This is a genomic window from Acinetobacter sp. ABJ-A23_2 (genome assembly GCF_044538765.1).
Lineage (GTDB): Bacteria > Pseudomonadota > Gammaproteobacteria > Pseudomonadales > Moraxellaceae > Acinetobacter > Acinetobacter nosocomialis_A.
The window spans coordinates 18,344-40,746 of record NZ_JBIUCP010000032.1; the positions used below are offsets into that span (position 1 = coordinate 18,344).

The 22,403-nt window shown below is 39.9% G+C and carries 21 protein-coding genes, 5 tRNA genes and 1 other RNA gene; 13 read left to right on the top strand and 14 right to left on the bottom strand.

Going from position 1 to position 22,403, the window contains the following annotated elements; translation table 11 throughout:
• Positions 1–70: 70 nt before the first annotated feature.
• From pth to ACH63V_RS12010, 10 genes are all read right to left on the bottom strand, one after another.
• On the bottom strand, positions 71–652 hold the full coding sequence (pth, locus tag ACH63V_RS11965; protein ID WP_002050315.1) for an aminoacyl-tRNA hydrolase: 582 nt from the start codon (positions 650–652) through the stop codon (positions 71–73).
• Positions 653–672: 20 nt separating this feature from the next.
• Positions 673–969, bottom strand: a complete 297-nt coding sequence (gene rplY, locus ACH63V_RS11970; RefSeq protein WP_263613059.1) for a 50S ribosomal protein L25 — start codon at positions 967–969, stop codon at positions 673–675.
• Between the two features lie 98 nt (positions 970–1,067).
• A complete protein-coding gene (locus ACH63V_RS11975) occupies positions 1,068–2,018 on the bottom strand; it encodes a ribose-phosphate pyrophosphokinase (RefSeq protein WP_002120445.1) in 951 nt (316 codons plus the stop codon).
• A gap of 36 nt (positions 2,019–2,054) precedes the next feature.
• Positions 2,055–2,129, bottom strand: a tRNA-Gln gene (locus ACH63V_RS11980).
• Positions 2,130–2,220: 91 nt separating this feature from the next.
• Positions 2,221–2,295: transfer RNA gene (locus ACH63V_RS11985), tRNA-Gln, on the bottom strand.
• Positions 2,296–2,315: 20 nt separating this feature from the next.
• Positions 2,316–2,390: transfer RNA gene (locus tag ACH63V_RS11990), tRNA-Gln, on the bottom strand.
• Between the two features lie 26 nt (positions 2,391–2,416).
• A tRNA-Gln gene (locus ACH63V_RS11995) sits at positions 2,417–2,491 on the bottom strand.
• Positions 2,490–3,323, bottom strand: coding sequence for a 4-(cytidine 5'-diphospho)-2-C-methyl-D-erythritol kinase (ispE, locus tag ACH63V_RS12000; protein WP_311070480.1), 834 nt, complete (start codon positions 3,321–3,323; stop codon positions 2,490–2,492). The genes ACH63V_RS11995 and ispE overlap by 2 nt, the downstream gene beginning before the upstream one ends.
• A gap of 18 nt (positions 3,324–3,341) precedes the next feature.
• Positions 3,342–3,920, bottom strand: coding sequence for a lipoprotein insertase outer membrane protein LolB (gene lolB / locus ACH63V_RS12005; protein ID WP_304591776.1), 579 nt, complete (start codon positions 3,918–3,920; stop codon positions 3,342–3,344).
• 4 nt (positions 3,921–3,924) lie between these two features.
• Entirely contained in the window at positions 3,925–5,634 is a 1,710-nt protein-coding gene (locus ACH63V_RS12010; protein ID WP_263613062.1) for a tetratricopeptide repeat protein, read from the bottom strand.
• A gap of 88 nt (positions 5,635–5,722) precedes the next feature.
• On the opposite strand from ACH63V_RS12010, the gene hemA reads away from it, so the two are divergent.
• Entirely contained in the window at positions 5,723–7,006 is a 1,284-nt protein-coding gene (gene hemA / locus ACH63V_RS12015) for a glutamyl-tRNA reductase (RefSeq protein WP_263613063.1), read from the top strand.
• On the opposite strand, the gene ACH63V_RS12020 is transcribed toward hemA, so the two are convergent.
• Both ACH63V_RS12020 and ACH63V_RS12025 read right to left on the bottom strand, forming a co-directional pair.
• Entirely contained in the window at positions 7,003–8,868 is a 1,866-nt protein-coding gene (locus tag ACH63V_RS12020) for a DNA primase (protein WP_396463610.1), read from the bottom strand. The two genes, hemA and ACH63V_RS12020, sit on opposite strands and share 4 nt — an antisense overlap.
• Before the next feature lie 158 nt (positions 8,869–9,026).
• Positions 9,027–10,148: an outer membrane protein assembly factor BamD gene (locus ACH63V_RS12025; RefSeq protein WP_343570179.1), complete on the bottom strand. Its 1,122-nt coding sequence runs from the start codon at positions 10,146–10,148 to the stop codon at positions 9,027–9,029.
• A gap of 71 nt (positions 10,149–10,219) precedes the next feature.
• Here ACH63V_RS12025 and rluD point away from each other — a divergent pair, with 71 nt between their 5' ends.
• The 4 genes from rluD to ACH63V_RS12045 all read left to right on the top strand — a co-directional run bounded on the left by rluD (position 10,220) and on the right by ACH63V_RS12045 (position 14,217).
• Positions 10,220–11,272: a 23S rRNA pseudouridine(1911/1915/1917) synthase RluD gene (gene rluD, locus ACH63V_RS12030; protein ID WP_311070476.1), complete on the top strand. Its 1,053-nt coding sequence runs from the start codon at positions 10,220–10,222 to the stop codon at positions 11,270–11,272.
• 10 nt (positions 11,273–11,282) lie between these two features.
• The gene (pgeF, locus tag ACH63V_RS12035) at positions 11,283–12,020 is read left to right on the top strand and encodes a peptidoglycan editing factor PgeF (RefSeq protein ID WP_396463611.1); all 738 of its coding nucleotides are present in this window, start codon (positions 11,283–11,285) and stop codon (positions 12,018–12,020) included.
• A 221-nt stretch (positions 12,021–12,241) separates the two neighbouring features.
• Positions 12,242–12,793: a flavodoxin family protein gene (locus ACH63V_RS12040; protein ID WP_263613068.1), complete on the top strand. Its 552-nt coding sequence runs from the start codon at positions 12,242–12,244 to the stop codon at positions 12,791–12,793.
• A 152-nt stretch (positions 12,794–12,945) separates the two neighbouring features.
• Positions 12,946–14,217 (top strand): hypothetical protein, encoded by a 1,272-nt coding sequence (locus ACH63V_RS12045; RefSeq protein WP_343570173.1) that lies wholly within the window; start codon positions 12,946–12,948, stop codon positions 14,215–14,217.
• 51 nt (positions 14,218–14,268) lie between these two features.
• Here the strand turns inward: ACH63V_RS12045 and smpB are convergent, their stop codons facing one another.
• On the bottom strand, positions 14,269–14,745 hold the full coding sequence (smpB, locus tag ACH63V_RS12050; RefSeq protein WP_263613070.1) for an SsrA-binding protein SmpB: 477 nt from the start codon (positions 14,743–14,745) through the stop codon (positions 14,269–14,271).
• Positions 14,746–14,880: 135 nt separating this feature from the next.
• Between smpB and coaD the strand changes: the two genes are divergently transcribed.
• The 5 genes from coaD (at position 14,881) to ACH63V_RS12075 (ending at position 17,493) form a co-directional block, all read left to right on the top strand.
• The gene (gene coaD, locus ACH63V_RS12055; protein ID WP_000047853.1) at positions 14,881–15,372 is read left to right on the top strand and encodes a pantetheine-phosphate adenylyltransferase; all 492 of its coding nucleotides are present in this window, start codon (positions 14,881–14,883) and stop codon (positions 15,370–15,372) included.
• 1 nt (position 15,373) lies between these two features.
• Complete coding sequence (locus ACH63V_RS12060) at positions 15,374–15,637, top strand: YfhL family 4Fe-4S dicluster ferredoxin (RefSeq protein ID WP_004703368.1); 264 nt, start codon at positions 15,374–15,376, stop codon at positions 15,635–15,637.
• 27 nt (positions 15,638–15,664) lie between these two features.
• An RNA gene (gene rnpB / locus ACH63V_RS12065) (RNase P RNA component class A) lies at positions 15,665–16,019 on the top strand.
• A 64-nt stretch (positions 16,020–16,083) separates the two neighbouring features.
• Positions 16,084–16,160, top strand: a tRNA-Met gene (locus ACH63V_RS12070).
• A 148-nt stretch (positions 16,161–16,308) separates the two neighbouring features.
• The gene (locus ACH63V_RS12075; RefSeq protein WP_396463612.1) at positions 16,309–17,493 is read left to right on the top strand and encodes a porin; all 1,185 of its coding nucleotides are present in this window, start codon (positions 16,309–16,311) and stop codon (positions 17,491–17,493) included.
• Positions 17,494–17,545: 52 nt separating this feature from the next.
• Here ACH63V_RS12075 and ACH63V_RS12080 read toward each other — a convergent pair whose 3' ends face one another.
• Entirely contained in the window at positions 17,546–18,526 is a 981-nt protein-coding gene (locus ACH63V_RS12080; protein ID WP_396463613.1) for a LysR family transcriptional regulator, read from the bottom strand.
• 103 nt (positions 18,527–18,629) lie between these two features.
• On the opposite strand from ACH63V_RS12080, the gene ACH63V_RS12085 reads away from it, so the two are divergent.
• The 3 genes from ACH63V_RS12085 to ACH63V_RS12095 are packed head-to-tail and all read left to right on the top strand — an operon-like array spanning position 18,630 to position 22,401.
• Positions 18,630–19,742 carry a tartrate dehydrogenase gene (locus ACH63V_RS12085; protein WP_396463614.1) on the top strand — a complete coding sequence of 371 codons (1,113 nt, stop codon included), beginning with the start codon at positions 18,630–18,632 and terminating at the stop codon, positions 19,740–19,742.
• 20 nt (positions 19,743–19,762) lie between these two features.
• Positions 19,763–21,415, top strand: coding sequence for a BCCT family carnitine transporter (locus ACH63V_RS12090; protein WP_202724699.1), 1,653 nt, complete (start codon positions 19,763–19,765; stop codon positions 21,413–21,415).
• Positions 21,416–21,426: 11 nt separating this feature from the next.
• Positions 21,427–22,401 carry an alpha/beta hydrolase fold domain-containing protein gene (locus ACH63V_RS12095; protein ID WP_396463615.1) on the top strand — a complete coding sequence of 325 codons (975 nt, stop codon included), beginning with the start codon at positions 21,427–21,429 and terminating at the stop codon, positions 22,399–22,401.
• The last annotated feature ends 2 nt before the right edge of the window (positions 22,402–22,403 follow it).

Genomic DNA, 22,403 nt, shown 5'->3' on the forward strand with positions numbered 1-22,403 from the left:
TTCGGGCAAGGTGGCTGATGCGCATTTTGCTCCTAAAAAAGCAAGATAGCAAGCTTGATTGTTCAACAATTTAAGCTGGTTTATACGCATTAATTTGGTTCATGGCCTGTGATACTTGTCCTTGAACAAGTAGCTTTACTTTAGAAAGAGCGTGATCAATTGCTCCATCCATCAGGCTTTGTTCACTACTTGGTGCTTTTCCGAGTACATGCCCAGAAACTCTTTCTTTTGAACCTGGATGTCCGATACCAATTCGTAAACGATGAAAATTTGGACCAATATGTGGGACAATATCACGTAAACCGTTATGACCGCCGTGTCCACCGCCTGTTTTGAGACGAATTACACCAGGGTTCATATCAAGTTCATCATGAGCAATCAGAATTGCTTCTGGAGCAATTTGATAGAATTTTGAGAAAGGAACAACACTTTGTCCGGAACGATTCATGTAAGTCGTTGGTAGAAGTAAGCGAACATCGTGTCCTTCTATATTACCACGACCACTGATTCCGTGAAATTTTGGATCATTTTTTAATGTAATGCCATATTTATCTGCAAGCTGTTCAACGAACCAGAAGCCTGCATTATGGCGGGTTTGGGCATATTCTGAACCAGGATTGCCCAAACCAACAATTAGCGAAATATTTGACACTAATTTACGCCTTTAAACACTTATGCGCGTTTGAAGTCAGCGTGCATAGGAGTGTTTTTAGATGGGTGACGTTGTAACGCTTGGATTTTAACGTTTTCAACTTTGTCGCCCACTTTGATTTCTACAACTTCTTCAAAGAAAGCATTGTTTTCTAAAGCTTTTACAAGCTCACGAAGTTCTAAAGTAACAGTTACAGGCTCAGCGTTACCACCGTAGATGATAGCTGGAACTAAAGATTCGCGACGAAGGCGGCGGCTCGCACCTTTCCCTTGTTTGTCTTCAGCACGCGCTTGAGCGTTGAATACGAAGTTTGCCATGAGATAAATCCTCATTAAAGATTAAATAAACTAAACTTGCGACCAGTTTAGTGTTAGAAAACCCCAGCCAAAGCCAGGGTTAAGAAAAAGCTGCAATATTATAAACTATCGAACATCGCGCTGATAGACTCTTCGTTATTAATACGACGAATCGTTTCAGCAACCATGCTAGCAACAGAAACTTGACGGATTTTGCCCAAAGTCAATGCTTCTTCAGAAAGAGGAATTGTATCAGTTACAACTAACTCATCAATGACTGAGTTGCGTAAGTTCTCAATTGCTTTACCTGAAAGTACAGGGTGAGTTGCATAAGCAACAACACGACGTGCACCAAATTGCTTAAGTGCATCAGCTGCTTTACACAATGTACCGGCTGTATCAACCATGTCATCTACAATAACGCAATCACGATCTTTTACATCACCAATCAAGTGCATAACTTGCGACTCATTGGCTTTTTGACGACGTTTGTCGATGATTGCTAAATCGATGTCACCCATCTGTTTGGCAACAGCACGTGCACGTACTACACCACCAACGTCAGGAGAAACCACCATAAGGTTATCATGTTGTTGTTGACGTAAGTCAGCAAGCAAAGCAGGAGTACCGTAGATGTTGTCGACTGGAATATCGAAGAAACCTTGGATTTGGTCAGCATGTAAGTCAATCATTACGACACGGTCAATACCAACAGTGGTAAGCATGTCTGCAACAACTTTAGCTGTAATCGGCACACGTGCAGAACGTGGACGACGGTCTTGGCGAGCATAACCAAAATAAGGAATAACAGCGGTAATACGACCAGCACTTGCACGACGCAAAGCATCTGCCATTACCAAGATTTCCATAAGGTTATCATTGGTAGGCGCACAAGTAGGCTGAACGATAAATACGTCTTTACCACGAACATTTTCAGTAATTTCTACTGAAATTTCTCCATCAGAAAAGTGACCGACTGATGCAGCACCTAGAGGGATATGTAAGTGACTTACGACTTTTTGAGCGAACTGTGGATGAGCATTTCCACTAAAAACGACAAGATTGGGCATGAAGCACCCTTGGCGGTTGGTATGTAATGAAATAGATGGCAGGGGCGGCTGGATTCGAACCAACGGATGCCGAGATCAAAACCCGGTGCCTTACCACTTGGCGACGCCCCTAATGCGGCAGAACTTTAATATTTTTGCAATGCAATGTCAAGAATAATCAACAAAAAGCAAGGCAATTAAGTCTGTCTTTAAAATAAGAGAATGGCAGGGGCGGCTGGATTCGAACCAACGGATGCCGAGATCAAAACCCGGTGCCTTACCACTTGGCGACGCCCCTAAATTCGATGATATATATGATGGCAGGGGCGGCTGGATTCGAACCAACGGATGGCGAGATCAAAACCCGCTGCCTTACCACTTGGCGACGCCCCTAATATAATCATCATTACAGGTGAAATTGGCAGGGGCGGCTGGATTCGAACCAACGGATGGCGAGATCAAAACCCGCTGCCTTACCACTTGGCGACGCCCCTAACTTGCAACTTTAAAATGGTGTAAAGGAGATTCTTTTAAACTATGTACCAAGTAAGCTTTACATGGTGCATGTTTAAGAATGTCATCAACATTCATTTCATCGGTTACTTCAGTGAAAACACAAGCACCTGTACCTGTAAGCTTTGCATGACCAAATTGATCAAGATATTGCATCGCTTCTTCAACTTCGGGATATAACTTTCTAGCCAAAGGCTCAAAGTTATTTCCAAAATTAGAAGGTTCTAACTGATAGGCGCAAAATTTAGTGGTCTTAGTGTCTCTTGTCAATGTTTTTTGTGAAAAAAGCAATTGAGTGCTGATAAAACAATCAGGTTTTAAAATAATGAACTGTTTTTGATCTAAGTCTATGAATGTTAAATGTTCACCAATACCTTCAGCCCATGCATTTTTACCATAAATAAAAATAGGAACATCGGCACCAAGTTTTACACCATAGTCTGCAAGCTCTGCCTGAGTCAGGCCACATTCCCATAATTGATTTAAAACGATAAGTGTTGTGGCAGCGTTCGAAGAACCTCCGCCTAGACCTGCACCCATTGGAATATTTTTTTCAATTTTGATGTGTAGACCACAGAGCTTTTTTGCATGCGGTTTTAGTATTTGAGCAGCCCGATAAATTAGGTTCTGCTCAAGTTGAACCTCACCTAAACCTTCAATTTGGATTTCATCTTTCTCAATAGGATAAAAAGTCATCCAGTCATATAAATCAATGAGTTGAAAAATGGTCTGTAGTTCATGGTAACCATTTTCACGACGTCCCGTTATATGTAAAAACAGGTTGAGCTTGGCTGGGGAAGGAACTCGAATCATAGATTTATAAAGTTAGGTTTAACGGTTTTGGATAACCATTGTAATACGGTTTTCTTTATCTTCAGCAAGAGGTTGCTTTAAAACCAATTTATTTGGCAAAGTTTGTTCGCCATCATAACTAAAATTAACCGTCCAGCCATCTTCGATGAGTTGGCTCACACGATTTGCATTATCTTTGCTAATTTGGGCATTTAAAGTTGCTGGCTTTGCTAAAATCCAACTGGTTAAATGAGTAATCGGCGCTTGCCAACCAGTAGCACGTTCTAAAAGTTCTTCAGGGGATGCCGCTGTAATAACGCCAGTTTTAGCACTGTTTAAAGTGACTTCACCCGGTTTTCCCTGAATTTGTGTTTTTCCAACACCTAAAATGCCACTTAACTCGATATCGAAATTATCTTGCTGTTGAACCCATGTGAAGAAGGCACTACCACTTTGTTGCGGAGTGCGTACGCCAATTTTACCTTGCAAATTGAAGTGTTTTTCGTCTTGCACTTGGTGGGTAACTGCGGGTTTAGGCTGAGTAAAATGCTGACAACCGGTTAAAAATAACACACTTGATCCACAGATCGCTGTGCACAGTTGGGCAAGTTTGCTCATAAATTTAACTCTTTTTTGCAGATGTAGGTAAAATTAACGCATCAAGCTGGTGTAATTGTGGATCATTCGCGTGTTTTTGTTTCAGTTGTTGTAACACAGCACTAAATTCAGTTAATGATCCTTGCATATACAGTGCCTTAGCGTAACGAATCCCAATATTTATGTTATGACTAAGCTCATAAGCTTTGCCTAAAGCTTCTGCTGCGCCCTCATAATCATTTTGTAAAAATGCGATATAACCTAGCGTATCCAAAATGGAAGCTTGTTCTGGTGCATATTCCAATGCTTGTTCAGCATATTGTCGTGCTTCTTTTAACCTGCGGTTTTGCAAAGCCAGCGTATACGCATAAGCATTCAGATAGGTCGGGCTATTGGGTTCTAACTGCAATAATTGCTTGAGTGTTTTATCGAGTTTATCGCGGTCAGTATAAGGGTCTAATAATAAGACTTCTGCATAGATGAGTTCTGGGTCATCTGGTAAATTTTTGATTGCTTCATCTAATAAATTTAAAGCAGCCTTTTTATTGCCCATTTTCTTTAAAATTTCGGCTTGAGCCTGATAGAGAAAACTTGCATGCTGCGGATAATTAACTCGCTCTTGAGTTAAAAACCGTAAAGCATCGTGTAAATTTTCTTGTTTATCATAGATTGCAATCAAATTACGCCTTGAAACAATATAGAGACTACCATCTACTAAACGGTAATAGGCTTTGGCGGTTTCATAATGCTGTTTCCGTTCAGCATTAATGGCTAAGTAGTAATACGCTTCATTTTGATACTTTGCAGAGTTGCGTAAATCAACCAAATATTGTTCAGCTTTATCATATTGCTTAAGGTCAATACTGGTTAAACCTGCAATGAACAGCGCCTCTTCTGCACGAGGATTACTTTCAATAATTTTTTCTAATTTTTCAAGAGCAAGCTGAGGCTGATTAATCTGAATGAGATAACGTACTTCAGCTAATCGAATATCTAGATTTTTCTTATATTTACGACTGGATTTTGCATACCATTTTAAAGCGCCTTCTTGATCACTTAGGGCAATCAATAGGTTTGCTTTCATCAAGATAAAGCTGGTTACTTTAGGGCGACGGCGTAGTGCACGGTTAATGGTATTTAAAGCAGGTTCTAATTGCCCATTTTGTGCTTCTAGGTTCGCGATAAGCGCTAAAATAGAAGGATTTTCCTTCTCTGCACTTGAACGTAAAGCAGTTAATAAAACTTCTCGATCTTGTGCATTTTCAGGTGCGATACTTGCCAAAATTTGTTCAAGATCGGCAGTTGGATCAATTTTTAAAATTTTATCTAAAGTTTCGGCAGCAAGCTGATATTCATGTGTTTTTAACGCAATATGCGATAAATAAAACAAAGCAGGGACGTCTTTAGGCTCTTGAACCACCCAATGTGTTGCAATATTCAGTGCAGCTTGTAAGTCGTTATATTCAAGTGCAACGTCTAAGGCGCGCTGCTTAATTGTTGTTGAGTTGCTTCTAATCGCAAGCACGGTGTAATTGTGTAGTGCTGTAGGAATATCGTCGTAAGCTAAGGCAAATTCAGCGACCATACTCTGTTGTAGAGCCTGATCAAATGAATGCACGGCATAGGTCTCTTGCAACGGACGTGCATAGACATATGAGGACATGCTACCTAACAATAAGAATGTGGTAGAATACTGTCTTATCGAAGCACCGTTAAAATTTATACGGCTATTCATTTGACGCAATTTTTATTGATCCAAAGTAATGCTTTTTATGACACCGATGTTGCACAATAGCATAAATTTAGCGAAATGATGATCTGATATGTCTTTCTTTGCATTGGGTGTCAACCATCAAACAGCTTCTGTAGAACTCCGCGAGCAAATTGCTTTCAATGCAGAGCGATTAAGTACTTTGCTTGCTGAGCAACGTTATCACGAGTCTTTAAAAGACTTGGTGGTTGTCTCAACCTGTAACCGTACAGAAGTCTACGCCATGGCGGAAGATGCCGAAAGCCTTCTGAAATGGTTAGCCGATGCCAATAATATTGATGTAAAGCAGTTAATTCATCATGTTTATCGTTACGAAAATGCTCAAGCCATCACACATTTAATGCGTGTCGCAAGTGGTTTGGATTCACTCATGTTGGGTGAGCCTCAAATTTTAGGGCAGGTGAAAAGTGCTCTAGCATTGTCTAAAGAGGCGCAAACGGTTTCTCCTGAATTAAATAGTGTATTTGAGTATGCTTTTTATGCGGCTAAGCGTGTGCGTTCAGAAACAGCTGTAGGTAGCCATGCGGTTTCAATGGGTTATGCGGTTGCACAATTGGCTTTACAGGTTTTTAGTAAACCTGAAAGACTCACAGTGATGGTGGTTGCAGCAGGTGAAATGAACAGTCTGGTTGCCAAACACTTAGCGGAAATGGGTGTGGCCAAGATTATTATCTGTAACCGTAGCCGTGAGCGTGCTGATCAGTTAGCACAAGAAATTGCCCATCGTGTTGAAGTTGAGATTATTGATTTTTCAGCGTTATCAGAAAATTTATATCGTGCTGATGTTGTTTCAAGCTGTACGGGGAGTTTGCATCAAGTTATTGCATATGCAGATGTCAAAAGTGCATTAAAAAAACGCCGTTATCAACAAATGTTGATGGTTGATTTGGCTGTACCGCGTGATATTGACCCTAAAGTGGAATCACTTGATGGGGTGTATTTATACGGTGTAGATGATCTACAAAGTGTAATTGATGAAAACTTGGCTCAACGTCGTCAAGCAGCTGTTGAAGCGGAAGTGATGGTGAATCAGTTAGCCACTCAACTGATCACACATCAAAAAGTCAAAGAAGCGGGTAGCACCATTCATGCTTATCGCCAACATAGTGAAGAAATTAGTCAACACGAGCTTGCTCATGCGTTAGAAGCTTTGCATCACGGTGGAGATCCAGAGCAAGTTCTACAGCAGTTAGCCCATCGTTTGACACAAAAGTTAATGCATCCAACATCTATGTTGCTACGTGAAGCTGCTAAAGCAGAAAACCCTGATCATTTCGAATGGCTACAACAGCATTTACAGGATGTATTTGATCATGAGCGAAAACCAAAACGTTAAGACAGTAGTCTTAAACTGATTTGTTTGGTGAGCTCATTGAGTTGTTGCCTTAAGTTTCTTGACTCAACTAATGAAATTTTAGATTTCAGTTTTTGACGTAAATATCTTTCTTGTAAGCCTAACGCATATTCTTTAGCGAGTTTATCGGCCACTTCAGGCGCTTGAGTTAATGCCTGAATATTGGTTCTTTGCATAATATCTGCAATTTCATGGCAATAACTGCTGCACGCACCTAAAACATAATAAGTCGCTAGCTCTTGGTCATCAGGCAACTCATCAAATATACGGTTTAAAATTGCTAATATTTTAGCCAATAATTCATCTTGCGGAATATAGGCACGTAATCCTTCAAAATGAATATAAAGAAATGGATGGTGCATCAAAATTGCCACAGCAAAGTCTTCATCTTTCGTTTGAATATTAAAGGATAACGATGCATCGTGACTAACTTGTGGGGTAAAACGCTTACCTAAACCTAATTTTTCACGGAAAGATTGGGTTAATAGATAACGGAAGGAACCTTGTTTTGGCAATAATTCGGTGAGTTCCCTTAACTCACCCATGACAAGACTTTTGCCTTCAGGTGTACTAATGTCATGTTGACCCGTAAGATGGGCAAAAACAAAATCAGAGAGCAGGGGAGCTTGATCTAACAGCCTTTGGAAGTTTTCGAGACCTTCACGTCGGATTAGGGAGTCTGGGTCGTGGTCATTTGGCAATACAAAGAACTTAAGCTCACGGCCATCATTTAAGAGAGGTAATGCTATTTCTAAAGTTCGACGTGCTGCTTTTTGACCTGCGATATCGCCATCAAAGGCAATGGTAATTCGATTATTTTGCTTAAATAAAATATTAAGGTGTTCAGTATTACTCGCCGTTCCCAAAGTCGCGACAGCACCTGTAATGCCATATTGCTGTAAAGCAATGACATCCATATATCCTTCAACCATTAACCAGTCATTAGACTTTAATTTTCGACCTTCATAGAGGCCATAAAGTAATTGGTTTTTATGGAAAACTTCCGAGTCTGGCGAGTTAATGTACTTAGGTTTAATTTCGTCATTGAGTGCACGACCACCAAAGCCAACTACACGGCCCTTAGGGTCTCGAATTGGAAAAATGACACGGTCACGTAAAAGGTCAAAGTCACGACCACTGTCACTTGAACGGATGAGTCCAAGTTGTTTTAAACCATCAATGTCGTAAGGGAAAGCTTTTTCTAAATGTTGCCAGTCTTCTGGAGCATACCCTAAACGCCAGAATTGAATCGTCTGGTCAGTTAAACCACGCTGTTTGAAGTAATTTTTAGCTTTCTGACTTGTTGGTAATTGATGTTCATAAAACTGAGCAACATTTTCGAGAAGGTCATATAAATTACCTTCTTGTACAGGTTCATCAAAACTAAATGGCTGTTCAAACTGTGCAAATGGATCATCAAAATATACTGGTTCAAGCGTATTGTACTGATCATCTATAGGTGCTTGGGTACTTGGTTCTACAACCGTTTTTTGTGGAACGGGTGGCTTAGTAACTTGGCGGGTATAAGACAGTTTTTTATTATCAGTATTATCTTTGGGTAATTCGATACCCGCATTACTCGATAACTCTTTCATTACATCGATAAAATTTCGGTTATCAATATCCATTAAGAAGCGGATAGCATTTCCGTTTGCCTGACAACCGAAGCAGTGATAGTACTGTTTATCGCGATAAACATGGAAAGAGGGGGTTTTCTCTTGATGAAAAGGGCAACAACCAGAATATGTTCGTCCGGTCTTTTTCAATTTCACACGTTGACCAATCAGATCGACAATATCTGTCCGATCTAGAATCTGATCAATCGTATGCTGTGGAATTGCCATAATTCAGATAACCGTGTTTAAACTAATGATGCGATAGGTCAGATTATTCTGACATGATGAACCGAGATATGCCCGATAAATATTTTACTATTTTATAAAAACAAACAGGCAAGTGATATCACTTGCCTGTTTGTTGGTTATTTTTAAGCTGTTATCGCTTATTGAGCAGCATCATCTGGTTCAGACGAAGATGCTGCAGGTGCAGTGGTTGCACCTTCTGCTGCTTTTTCTGGTTTATCAAGTAAACCGAAGCTTAAACGGTTAGTCCAACTACGTTTAGTTTTTGGAGTCTCAACAGGTGCTTTTGTTGTTTCTTGAGTTTCTTCTTTGCCAGAATTACCAATTAAACCAAAGCTTACACGGTTAAGTAGACTACGTTTAGGTTCTGTTTCAGTAGTCGTAGTATCTGGTGTTGTAGACTTAGATTCACGGCCGAGAATACCCAAGGTAGCGCGGTTAATCCAGTTGCCTTCTTTACGGGCAGCACGCATGTTTACTGTGCCATTTTTATTAACCAGACTAGGATAATTAAGCTTTAAAACTTCGATGTATTGTTGTGAAGTTGCCTTGTCACCCAACTGGTCATAGCTGTATGCCAAAGTTGCTAGTGCTTCTGGTACTTGAGGTGTTTGTGGATAGTGTTCAATTACCCATTGTGAACGCTCAGCCGCTGCAACCCATGCTTTACGCTTAACGTTAAAACGTGCCGTATTCATTTCACTTTCAGCAAGCTCTTGACCAATAAACTTCATACGCTGTGCTGCATCGACAGAGTATTGGCTACTTGGGAAGCGACGAATCAAATCAACGAAGTTTTGATAAGCAAGTTTTAAATAACTGATGTCACGGTGTGATTGTTGCAAAGACGTGTAACGCAATAAGCTGTCGTAGTTCATCTCCATATTAGATACGCCACGTACATAGTAGGCATAATCTACATTTGGATGCTGAGGATTTAAACGAATAAAGCGTTCAGCTAGAGCAATCGCCCCTTCATAATCTTTTTGTTTAAATTTTGAATAGAGAAGTTCAAGTTGTGCTTGTTGTGCGTATTGTCCAGTTGGATAATAGGTATCAATCGCCTCTAAAGATTTGGCAGCGTCAAGATATTGACCACGATCAAGAGATTTTTGGGCCTTTTCAAAATATGCCTGTTCGCTAGATTGAGGTCCAGTATCGACCACTTCTTTTTTACTTGGATTGCTGCTACAGCCCACAAATGCAGACGCTACACCTAGAGATAAGGCAAGCATCGTAATTTTATAACGTGGTAGCGACATAAAAACTCCTCTGTTATGTTGGGCAATGAGCTACAATTGCGCTATTAAACCACTTTTATCTCAATGATCAAATGACTTCAGCACAATCTTCAAACACAAACTTCTCTGAAACCGACTTCAATTTACTTGAAGATTCTGAGGATGCAGATAACCATACTTCTGATACAACTGCAACACGTTTATCGTTGCAAGTTCAGCTAGATGAAAGCTACTTAGGGCAACGCATCGACCAAGTTGCAGCTATGGTGTGGAGTGAGTTTTCGCGTGAAAAGCTCAAGCAATGGTTGAAGGATGGCCATCTGTTGGTGAATGGTAACATTGTCAAACCTAAGCACCGTTGTGAAGGCACAGAGCTGCTTACACTCGAAGTTGAGCTTGAAGCTCAGACGACGAGTCAACCTGAAAACATTCCACTCAACATTGTTTATGAAGATGACGATATTTTAGTCATTAATAAACCAGTAGGGATGGTAGTACATCCAGGAGCAGGTAATACTTCTGGAACTTTAGTAAATGCGTTGCTTTACCATTCTCCAAAATTGGCGGAACTTTCTCGTGCTGGTTTAGTGCATCGTATCGATAAAGACACCAGCGGTTTATTGGTTGTTGCTAAAACGTTAGAAGCGCAATTTTCTTTAAGTAAACAATTGGCAAATAAGTCGGTTTATCGTGTATATGACTTAGTTGTTTATGGAAATATTATTGCTGGCGGTACGATTGATGAGCCAATTAAACGCCACCCAGTTGACCGTGTAAAAATGGCAATTTTGCCGGGCGGGCGTGATGCGGTGACTCACTACAATGTAAAAGAGCGTTTTAAAGATTTTACTCGTGTGCAAGCGCGTCTAGAAACAGGCCGAACTCATCAGATTCGTGTGCATTTTAGTTATATTGGCTACGGCTTAATTGGTGATCAGGTTTATATGAACCGTGTACGTGTGCCTGCAGGTGCATCTGAATTACTGATTGAAACTTTACGTGGTTTTAAACGCCAAGCATTGCACGCAGCTAAGTTGGGCTTAAAACATCCGCGTACTGGTGAAGAAATGTTATTTGAAGCACCATGGCCTGAAGATTTTACTCAGTTGGTTAATGTGTTACGTTCAGAAAACGCTGCATATTAAGGACATGTATATGGAATTTGTTCAAGGTTTACCTCAAGGCGTATTTGTAGGGCAGACACGTGTTCAACATCCTTTGGCTTTGCCAACGGATCAAACCGAATTAACAGGTTTTAATCTTGCTTTACATGTTAAAGATGAAGCTGGTCGCGTTCAGCAACATCGAATGATGCTGCTAGAAGAGTTTGCTCAGTTTGGCGTTAAGAAAATGACGTGGATGACCCAAACGCATAGTACGATTTGCCATACGGTAAATGAACAAATTCCCTTTAATGCTTTAATCGGCGATGGCTTGGTTACTCAAACTAAAGGTCATGCATTAATGATGATGACAGCCGATTGTTTACCTGTAGTCCTTGGTAATGCTGAGGGCACTGAAGTTGCCAACTTACATGCAGGATGGCGTGGTTTGGCGGATGGTATTATTGAAAATACAGTTGCTGCAATGCAAAGCCCACCAACATGGGCATGGTTAGGAGCTGCAATCAGTCAACCCTGCTTTGAAATTGGAGCTGAAGTAAAAAAAGCCTTTTGTGATAAATATCCTGAATTGGAAACTGCATTTATTGATGGGGCGGCTCCAAATAAATTTCACGCAGATTTATACGCGATTGCTCGTTTTATTTTGCAAAGACTTGGTGTTAAGCAAGTTTTAGGCGGAGATCAATGCTCATATCAACAGCAAGAAGAGTATTTTTCTTATCGCCGTGATGCTAAAACGGGACGTATGGCAACTTTTGTTTTTATTTAATTTATAAAAATCGTATTTCATTTTAGAAGTAGGTTTGTTGTGTTGTCACTCTCTTATGTTATTTAGATTTTAAAATGATATAAGAGAGTTTTTTATTTTTGTATTTTCAGTACTTACTAAAATAATTCGTTAAAAAGCTAGTTTTTGATATTTATAGATCATGGTTTAGCAAGTTTTAATAAAATGATAAAATGCAAAAAATCGCTCAAAAAATTAAGCTTATGTCTTTGCCTGAAAAACATCTCTCTATTGTCTATCACAGCCCCTATGGTCATACCGCAAAGGTAGCATCTGCTATTGCTGCTGGTGCAGAGGTGATGGGTATTAAAGTACATGTGATGAATATTGAGCACATTGACTGGGATGTTTTAGATGCCTCACAGGGTATTATTTTTGGCTCGCCAACGTATATGGGAAGCGTAACTGCCGATTTTAAAAAGTTTATGGATAGTACATCTAAACGTTGGAAAAATCGTTTATGGCAAGGCAAGTTAGCAGCAGGTTTTGCTAATTCGGGTGGTTTGAGCGGTGATAAACTTGCAGTTTTGCAGCAGATTAATATTTTTGCGATGCAGCATGGCATGCTGTGGTCAGGGTTGCCTTTAATGACAACAGGTCATACCGAAACTGATTTAAACCGTTTATCAAGCTGTTTAGGTTTAATGACTCAGTCAGATAATGCACCTGTTGAAATTACACCGCCACAAGGTGATTTAGATACTGCAAAATGGTTTGGTGAGTATATTGCTGGATTGCTTCACCGATTGGGTTGAAATAACTTTTTGATTAAAAATAAATAAATTTTATATTTTATTTTAATTACAAAAAAGTTGTGTCTTTTTTGTTCTTTTTTGATTATTTTTTACCAAATGGTCTATTTGGACAATGATGTCTAAATACTAATAAATAAAAAAACGGAATAATCATGAAAAATTTGTTAACAGCTCTTTGTATAACATGGAGTACTTTGAGCTATGCTAATTTAGAATCTGCGAATCTTATTCCACTAAATGATACAGAACTTTCTAAAGTCGAAGCGCAGGCTTTATTTTCATTTACCTATACCGATCCAAAACAAACAGATGCTTCTATGGCCCAACAAAATATTGGTTTTTATAAATTAGGTTTAGAAGCTGATCTTGAATTAAACGCCAATATTAATAAGTTGCAGTTGGGTTGCGGTGGTGTAAATGGTTTAGCTGGGTGTGATATTGATATTGATAATTTAAGTTTAAGTGGTTTAAGTGATACGAATGATGGCCGAGCTTCTTCTTCTGCTGTTTTCAGTAATCCATTTATTGAATTTGCGATTAAAAATCCAGACAGTGCAGCATTAAGAGAAATTAAAGGTTTTCGTTTAAGTGCAGAAAAAGTGATGGGATTATTGACCCTTGGGCTTGAAAACTCGGAAACACCAAATGGAATTAATAGTTTAAGTGGTTATTTAAAAATTAAAGATACAACTGGCTTAGCATATACTGCAGCTAGAAATATGTCTTATCAAGATACAGGTAAGACAATAGATGGTACTGTTAATGCATGTCTTTTAGTATGCTTGCCTCTAGGATTTAACTCATCTGATTATAATTTACAATTACAACAGACTACTGCGCCTATAGTAATCAATGGACAAGTCATATCTGGTTCAAGAATGAATAATGTCATGCTCAATGGTATTGCAAATATTGATCAACTTAACTTTTCTGGAGATTTGAAAGCATCGATCAATGCGGCATTAGGGCTACTAAATTTACAAAAAAATGTAACGGGTAGTATTACAGGGTTAAGAGCAGCTCTTACGGTTGATCAAAATTTAGGATTTATTCATAAAATTGAGTTAAATAATCCATTCTCTCTTTCTTTACAAGCACAAAAAATATTCTGGCCAGGTGCAGATGCAGCAGCTGAGAGAGGATGGTGGATGGCTTTTGATGATGAAATTGATATTGGAAACGTTACGCCAAGTAAGCAAATTGAAATTACCAATGATGTTTTAAAGCAGGTAGTTGACCCAATTAGTAATTATTTAACAGCAAATCCAGTAAGGTGTAATGTACTTAACTGTTTATTTGGCGAAGATTTAGCGGTGGGAGAAGTGAAATTACCCAATACTATCGTAAATTTTCCATTAAAAGACTTACAACTTAAAAACCAGACTTTTGCACCAAACTGTCATGGTAGTTTAAAATTTTGCTAAATTTAAGATGAAATAAAAAAACCTTTAAAGCGAGCTTTAAAGGTTTTTTTATTATTTATGAAATATACGAGCTTTATCACGTTGCCAGTCACGATCTTTTTCAGTCGCACGTTTGTCATGAAGCTGTTTACCTTTCACAAGCGCAATTTCAAGTTTAACCAGATGACCTTTCCAGTAACATGCTAATGGAACGCATGAATAACCTTTTTGGTTTACTGAACCTGTTAGCTTTTCAAGTTCACGGCGAGATAATAATAATTTACGTGTACGTGTAGCTTCCGGCACGATATGTGTAGATGCAGAAAGGAGCGGTTGAATTTGTGCACCAAATAAGAATGCTTCACCGTTTTTAAAAATGACATAACTTTCTGTCAAACTCATACGACCAGCACGTAAAGACTTTACTTCCCAGCCGAGTAAAGACATGCCAGCTTCAAATTTTTCTTCGATAAAATAATCATGACGGGCACGTTTATTTTGTGCGATGGTTCCGCCATTATGTTTTTTAACTACTGTTGCTTTCGCCATAATTCAAACTTCCACAATTGTCCCTATTGTGCCGTAAACTGATGCCAAGGTGAAGTTTTTTCCCACATATCAATATTTCGCCTCATGTATAACTTTTGCTAAAATAGGCGCACAATACAATTAGAGTACTAGCGGATGTCTAAAACGCGTGTAATTTATCCTGGAACATTTGACCCTATTACAAATGGGCACGTTGATTTAGTTACTAGAGCATCAAGAATGTTTGATGAGGTCGTAGTAGCTATTGCAATTGGACATCATAAGAACCCTTTGTTCAGTCTAGAAGAAAGAGTTGCACTGGCACAATCATCATTAGGCCATCTATCAAATGTTGAGTTTGTAGGTTTTGATGGTTTATTGGTTAATTTTTTCAAAGAGCAAAAGGCTACAGCAGTACTTCGTGGTTTAAGAGCAGTATCTGATTTTGAATATGAGTTTCAATTGGCTAATATGAATCGCCAGTTGGACCCACATTTTGAAGCGGTGTTTTTAACACCTTCCGAACAGTATTCTTTTATTTCTTCGACATTGATTCGAGAAATTGCACGCTTAAAAGGTGATGTAACCAAGTTTGTTCCGCAAGCTGTGGTTGAAGCTTTTGAACGTAAACATCAACAAGGTTGGTAAAGTGTCGTTATATATCACCGATGAGTGCATAAACTGTGATGTTTGTGAACCAGTTTGCCCAAATGAAGCTATTTTTATGGGTGAAGTGATTTATGAAATTCATCCAGATTTATGTACAGAGTGCGTTGGTCACCATGATCAGCCACAATGTCAATTATTTTGTCCAGTAGACTGTATTCCTAAAGATCCGCAGCATGAGGAAACGGAAGAACAGCTATTAGACAAATATAAAAGATTAATTGCTCAAAAAAGCACAAGCAATTAGTCAATAAATTTGTTAATATGCGCCCCTGAAGTGAGCTGGATGGTCGCTGCTGTGGAGGTCTTCGTGACTGAAGCAGGAGAGGAAAGTCCGGGCTTCATAGGGCAGGGTGCCAGGTAACGCCTGGGCGGTGAAAGCCGACGGAAAGTGCAGCAGAGAGTAGACCGCCTCATTCGTGAGGTAAGGGTGAAAGGGTGCGGTAAGAGCGCACCGCGTGTCTGGTAACAGTTCACGGCATGGCAAACCCCACCAGAAGCAAGACCAAATAGGAATCCTAGGTGCGGCCCGTACTGGATTCGGGTAGGTCGCTTGAGCGTATGAGTGATTGTACGCCTAGAGGAATGACCATCCTCGACAGAACCCGGCTTATAGGCTCACTTCACCTCATTTTATTGAAAATTTTTCTTGACGCGCGGTTAAGAAGCTAAGATAATGCGCGCACAGTTTACGGCTATGTAGCTCAGTTGGTTAGAGCACCGCACTCATAATGCGGGGGTCACAAGTTCAAGTCTCGTCATAGCCACCATTTTACAGACCACGCTCCTGCGTGGTCTTTTTTTATGCTCATTTTTTGATTAAACACAGTTTGTAAAGACCGACTTTATAGTTCTGGCATTGTTTGTCTAACTCAATTTCTTCATGTTCTTATAACACTTAACAAGGATGTTGAAGACATGAAAAGGTCATTATTATTTTTAGGAATTCTGAGTTTATCTGCGGGAGTACAAGTCTCTGCGGCTGATTTGAGTTGGGGAGATCCAACTTTAGATTCGGGTCAATTTAAAGTATCTGGCGCGGTACGTTCCCGCTATTTACATAAGGACTATGTGGTTGGGGCGAATGAAGGTTCTCAAAATGATGACTGGCGACTCACAGATATTAAATTAGTGTTGGGTTACGAAAATCCAGATTGGATTGCAGGGGCGGATGCTCGTTGTTATCAATATGATCGCTTATGCGATGCAATTTTTCTAAAAAAAGCATGGGTAGGTTATAAGTTATCTGACCAGCAGAGAATCACGGCAGGTTTACAACCTGTTGATTTTGGTTTTGGAGAATTTTGGGGAAGTAGTTATTACGAGACGCTTTTAAATACCGTTGGTTTAGAAGATATTGATAATTTAGGTATTAAATATAAATTTGCAGATGACAAATACAATTTGACCTTAGGTTTCTATCCAACTGATGGAGGCAATTATAAGGGGACATCAAAAGACTCAAGTCGATATAGCGGAAATTTTGTTGAAGCTGATGACTTGTCGAATGGCACTAATATTGAAGAAAAAAATATGTGGATTGGTCGAGCATCTAGAAAATTTGAAATTGATAAAGCTCAAAATTTTTCAACAGAATTGGGTGGTTCGTTTTGGTACTCTGATTTAGAAAATAAAAGAACAAACATAGATGGACATCGTAAGTCATGGAACGTTTTTGCTCAAACCCAATATCAAGCATGGCAATGGATGTTCTTGGCAGGTAAGCAAGATGTCACCAATGGGGATGATTTATTTCCAAATAGTTCAACGATTGGTGCATTCGACTATCCATATCAAGTCGCCAATAAAGGTAAATATTTGGTCAATGAGATTAATTACACCTTTTCTCAGCCATTCCATCAACTTACCAATATTAAGCCTTATATCTCCCATAGTTGCTTTTTCAAAGATGAGGATGGTTATAAAGACTCTGAACGTTTAATTGCAGGGGTTTATTTTAATTACAAAGCTATTGGTATTCAGGGTGAATATATTATGAGCAAGAATGACCCAATGGTAGGTGGTGGGGCAAATGGCCTTGCACAAGGTAGTAGTAATGACTGGGATAAACTGTTTTATCTTTCAATTGGATATTATTTCTAAAATTTAAAAGCAAACTACCGCCCTAAGTGAATAGGCTCACTTAGGGCTTTTTTTATAGAAAAACTTTTTCAGGTGGTGGTTCTCTTTTGACGGCTGGTGAAATGAGTTGTCCACGGTTTAGGTTTTGTACATGTTGCAATCGATTAAGTAATTCATTTTGAATGAACAAAATGCAAGTTTGTAATTTAGACGAGCTTTTGAGTCGCGACGGATAAACTGCCCAGACGTCTGCATCTTGCCAATATTCAGGCAAAATATGTTGAAGTTGGCCTGTAATGAGTTCATCTGCAACATCCCAAATTGACCGGAAAATAATGCCGTGTCCTTCTATGGCAAGCTGATGAATAATCTCACCGTTATTAGAAACGAAACGAGGTTTGATATGCACTGATACATCTTCAGAAGCATGTCTAAATTTCCATAATACAGACGATTGATCACGCTCACTAATCGTCAAACAATCATGTGTTTGCAAATCTTCAATGCTGTCTGGTACGCCGTGTTTAAGTAAATAACTCGGTGCCGCACATAAAATTCGGAAATTAGATGCTAACTTCTTTGCAATCATATTGGGTGCAATTTCATTACCAATTCTGATGTCTAAATCAATACTGTGTTGAATCAGGTCTTTGGTATTGTCGATGGTGTCAAAATGAATCTGAAGCTTTGGATAAAGCATCATTAATTTAGACAGAATAGGTGCGATATGCTTTCTGCCAAAACCAAAGCTACTAATAATATCCATACGACCCGTAGGTGTACTGAGTGGGTTATTGACCAATTCACAAACTTCATCAAATTCCTCAAGAATATTTGAAACTCTCTCAATAATAAGTTTGCCATCTTCCGTCAGGCTAACGTGACGTGTACTGCGATGAAAAAGTTTGCAGCTTAAGGTGTTTTCTAAAATATTAATTCGCTTGCTAATAAAAGCTGGCGATGTTCCGAGTTCTTCAGCAGATTCGACAAAACTTTTTAGTTTGGCGACTGTGCAAAAAACCTTTAAATCCGATAGGTTAGGTAGATTATTCACGATCCGTGTCCATTGGAGTGATAGTTCCGTTATTGATCATTTTTGCTTAAAACATCATGTTTAAGCCATACAAGGATATTAGTCGAAGGTGTGAAGGAAGCTTATGGCAAAAAGATATAAAGTTGCCACGATTGCAGGCGATGGCATTGGTTTAGAAGTTCTACCAGAAGGCATTAAGGTTGTAAAGGCAGCAGCAGAGAAGCATGGCATTGAGCTTCAGTTAGATGCTTTCGATTGGGCAAGCTGCGATTATTACCTTGAGCACGGCAAAATGATGCCGGATGACTGGTTTGAAACTTTGCAGGGCTACGATGCAATTTATTTTGGCGCTGTAGGCTGGCCAGATAAAGTGCCTGACCATATCTCGCTTTGGGGTTCGCTGCTCCAGTTCCGTCGTGGTTTTGACCAATATGTGAATTTACGTCCAGTGCGCTTAATGCCAGGTGTGAAATGTCCATTAGTAGGGAAAAAACCGGGCGATATCGATTTTTACGTGGTTCGTGAAAACAGTGAAGGTGAGTACTCAGCCATTGGCGGTAAAGCTTTTGAAGGAACAGACCGAGAGTTTGTTTTACAAGAAGCAGTATTTACACGTCATGGTGTAGACCGAATTTTGCGTTATGCATTTGAGTTTGCAAATCAACGTGATGCGAAAAAAATTACTGCAGCGACCAAATCAAATGGTATTGCGGTCAGTATGCCGTACTGGGATGAACGCGTTGACGCTATGGCAAAACAATATCCACAAATTCAGGCTGATAAACAGCACGTTGATATTTTAGCGGCTCGTTTTGTTTTACAACCTGAACGTTTTGATGTGGTTGTGGCATCGAACTTATTTGGCGACATTCTTTCCGATTTAGGCCCTGCATGTACAGGAACCATCGGCTTGGCTGCTTCGGCAAATTTAAACCCAGAAAGAAAATTCCCATCATTGTTTGAACCTGTACATGGTTCAGCACCAGATATTTACGGTAAACAAATTGCCAACCCAATCGCTGCGATTTGGTCAGGTGCCATGATGTTCGAATTCTTTGGTGAAGAAGACGAGCGCTGCATTCAAGCAGGTCAGGACATTATGCAGGCGATTGAGAATGTCTTAATTAATGGGCCAAAAACAGCCGATATTGGCGGTCATGCAAAAACTTATGAGGTAGGAGATGCAATTGCATCAGGTGTAGCCCAAACTAAAATGGACGTGTTCGCTATGGAATAACGCCATCCAAAAATGGATGTATGGATATGGATAATCAAAACACAAAAATTTATACGGATAAAGTTCTTGCCGTAACCAGCTTACTGTTTGTATTTATTTCAGTTGCTGGTTTAGCAATTTATTCGCAAGAGTCGATCAAGATTGCTGCAACATGGATGCAGTGGACGACATCGGTATTTACAACCCCAGTATTACTGTTTGCTTTTTTAGCTATCATTTTTACTTTTGGTTTGGCCTTTAGTAAATACGGAAAAATCAAACTAGGTGAAGGGAAACCGCAATACACCACGATGTCATGGATTTTTATGTTCATCTTGTCGGGTATTGGGTCTTCTACACTGTACTGGGGCTTTTTGGACTGGGCTTACTATTATCAAACTCCGGGTTTGAGCCTACCGCCTGAGTCAGCAGAAGCATTGAAATATAGTGTGGCTTACTCATTTTTTCACTCTGGCTTAAGTGCTTGGGCAATTTATGCATTGGCATCAATTTCTTTGTGCTACAGCTACCATGTGAGAAAAAACAAAGGGTTGAGTTTGGCTTCCGTGATTGAAGCGGTAACAGGCTTTAAATCAACTGGCGTGGTTGGACGTTTAGTTGACCTTATGTTCTTGCTTTGTATGTTTGGTGCATTGACCATTTCGCTAGTACTTACCGCCGTGACATTTACCAATATTTTGTCGCAGCTCACAGGTATCCCAAATACCTTTATGACTAAGGTCATCATTATTTTGGGTGTTTCGGTTCTGTTCGCACTCAGTTCGTATGTAGGTATGGACAAGGGCATGCAGCGTTTAAGCCACATGGTGTGTTTAGGCGTGGTGTTATTTGCGATTTATGTACTGTGCTTTGGTCCGACTCAATTCATTTTGAATAACTCATTAATGAGTTTCGGGTTAATGGCAACCAACTTTGTTGATATGAGTTTGTTTACTGACCCAATGGGTGATGGCAAGTTTACTCGTGAATGGACTGTTTTCTACTGGTTATGGTGGATTTCATATGCGCCGGGTGTAGCACTCTTTGTAACACGTGTTTCTAAAGGCCGTACGATTAAAGAAGTCATCTTTGCCATGGTAATTGGCGGTAGTGTCGGTCTTTGGTTCATCTTTGGTGTGTTCGAAAACTACAGTGTTTATAGCTTTATTCATGGAGCTGTGAATGTACCGCAAATCTTAAGCCAACAAGGTGGTGAGGTTGCGATTGGCCAATTACTTAGCCTGTTACCAGCCGGAAAACTCATGATGTGGATTTTCCTCGGCATTATGGTGGTGTTCTTAGCAGCGCATATGGATGCAGTCGGGTATGCGGTTTCAGCAACATGTACACGTGGTTTAAGTGAAGGACAAGACCCATCGCCAAATGCCCGTTTGTTCTGGTGTGTCATGCTGACTTTAGTTCCAATTGCCATGATCTTTAGTAAAGCACCTTTAGACACCATGAAAACAGCGACGATTGTGACGGCTTTACCATTCATCGTGATTATTCTGATTCAAACCTATGGCTTAGTGAAATGGTTGATTCAGGATTATGCCAAAGTCCCATCGCATTTAATTGAGCAACAAGGTTATGATGATTCGGAAATTGGTTTAAACCAGTCTCAAGATGAACATGCAAAACGGATGCAGCTTGAGCTTGCAAGCTCAATCAAACTGGATAGAAAAACCAGCTAGAGGGAACGGTAATGACGACATATGAACAGACCACTTATGCCTTAAGTGAAGAAATGCAAAGCCTTGTGTATTGGAACAGCATTTATTCACCAGCAGATACCGATATTGACTCAGTCCGTGCGGCTTATGACGCGATGTGCCGACACTACACTTTGCCACGTGATGGCAAGATTGCAGTAGAAGATCACTTTGTTGCAAATGATGAGCATCAAGTTCCTGTTCGTGTGTATTTACCAAAAACAAATCGACCTGAGTCTGGTTGGCCATGTGTGTTGTATCTACATGGCGGCGGTTGGATGGTTGGTGGGCTCGATTCACATGAGTTTATTACCAGCTATTTGTGTCAGGACTTAAATGCAGTTGTCATTAGCGTAGATTACCGCATGGCACCGGAGCACCGCTTTCCAGCAGCTTATGAAGATTGTTTAGCAGTTTATCAATGGCTTAAAAAGCATGGTTCAACTTGGCAAATCGATAGTGAAAATATCGTTCTAGCAGGGGATAGTGCTGGCGGTAATTTAGCAGCAGCCCTTGCAGTGCATCTACAGCATAGTGGTATGCAAGCTCAAGGACTGGCTTTGGTTTATCCGTGTTTAACTACAGCGCTTGATACACCAGCCGCACAAAAGCATGCCCATGCGCCGTCGTTAACGACAGAAGATATGCATTTTTATTTAAAGGAATATGCACCTAACTCTCAAGATTGGCAGGATTTACGTCTAGCGCCTTTATTGGCAACGGACTTTTCAGATATGCCTGCCAGTTTTGTTGCAGTTGCTGAGTATGACCCTTTAAGTGATGACGGTTATTTCCTTACCCAAAAATTGGAACAAGCAGGAATTTCGAGTGAGTTCCATTTAGGCAAAGGTTTATTACATGGCAGTTTACGTCTTATGCGTGACTGCCCAGAAGTTCAACAGTTATATCAAAACATGCTGAGTGCGATACGTCGCATGTTTGGCAGTGTCGAAAAGACATCAATTTAATA

What these genes read in the sequence shown, in the direction of transcription:
- ispE (WP_311070480.1), bottom strand. Translation starts at nt 3,323, where the DNA reads ATGATTCGAGTTCCTTCCCCAGCCAAGCTCAACCTGTTTTTACATATA.
- ACH63V_RS12020 (WP_396463610.1), bottom strand. Translation starts at nt 8,868, where the DNA reads ATGGCAATTCCACAGCATACGATTGATCAGATTCTAGATCGGACAGAT.
- pgeF (WP_396463611.1), top strand. Translation starts at nt 11,283, where the DNA reads ATGGAATTTGTTCAAGGTTTACCTCAAGGCGTATTTGTAGGGCAGACA.
- ACH63V_RS12085 (WP_396463614.1), top strand. Translation starts at nt 18,630, where the DNA reads ATGGCAAAAAGATATAAAGTTGCCACGATTGCAGGCGATGGCATTGGT.
- coaD (WP_000047853.1), top strand. Translation starts at nt 14,881, where the DNA reads ATGTCTAAAACGCGTGTAATTTATCCTGGAACATTTGACCCTATTACA.
- ACH63V_RS12025 (WP_343570179.1), bottom strand. Translation starts at nt 10,148, where the DNA reads ATGTCGCTACCACGTTATAAAATTACGATGCTTGCCTTATCTCTAGGT.
- lolB (WP_304591776.1), bottom strand. Translation starts at nt 3,920, where the DNA reads ATGAGCAAACTTGCCCAACTGTGCACAGCGATCTGTGGATCAAGTGTG.
- smpB (WP_263613070.1), bottom strand. Translation starts at nt 14,745, where the DNA reads ATGGCGAAAGCAACAGTAGTTAAAAAACATAATGGCGGAACCATCGCA.
- ACH63V_RS12010 (WP_263613062.1), bottom strand. Translation starts at nt 5,634, where the DNA reads ATGAATAGCCGTATAAATTTTAACGGTGCTTCGATAAGACAGTATTCT.
- ACH63V_RS12090 (WP_202724699.1), top strand. Translation starts at nt 19,763, where the DNA reads ATGGATATGGATAATCAAAACACAAAAATTTATACGGATAAAGTTCTT.
- hemA (WP_263613063.1), top strand. Translation starts at nt 5,723, where the DNA reads ATGTCTTTCTTTGCATTGGGTGTCAACCATCAAACAGCTTCTGTAGAA.
- ACH63V_RS12040 (WP_263613068.1), top strand. Translation starts at nt 12,242, where the DNA reads ATGTCTTTGCCTGAAAAACATCTCTCTATTGTCTATCACAGCCCCTAT.
- rluD (WP_311070476.1), top strand. Translation starts at nt 10,220, where the DNA reads ATGACTTCAGCACAATCTTCAAACACAAACTTCTCTGAAACCGACTTC.
- ACH63V_RS12095 (WP_396463615.1), top strand. Translation starts at nt 21,427, where the DNA reads ATGACGACATATGAACAGACCACTTATGCCTTAAGTGAAGAAATGCAA.
- rplY (WP_263613059.1), bottom strand. Translation starts at nt 969, where the DNA reads ATGGCAAACTTCGTATTCAACGCTCAAGCGCGTGCTGAAGACAAACAA.
- ACH63V_RS11975 (WP_002120445.1), bottom strand. Translation starts at nt 2,018, where the DNA reads ATGCCCAATCTTGTCGTTTTTAGTGGAAATGCTCATCCACAGTTCGCT.
- ACH63V_RS12045 (WP_343570173.1), top strand. Translation starts at nt 12,946, where the DNA reads ATGAAAAATTTGTTAACAGCTCTTTGTATAACATGGAGTACTTTGAGC.
- ACH63V_RS12075 (WP_396463612.1), top strand. Translation starts at nt 16,309, where the DNA reads ATGAAAAGGTCATTATTATTTTTAGGAATTCTGAGTTTATCTGCGGGA.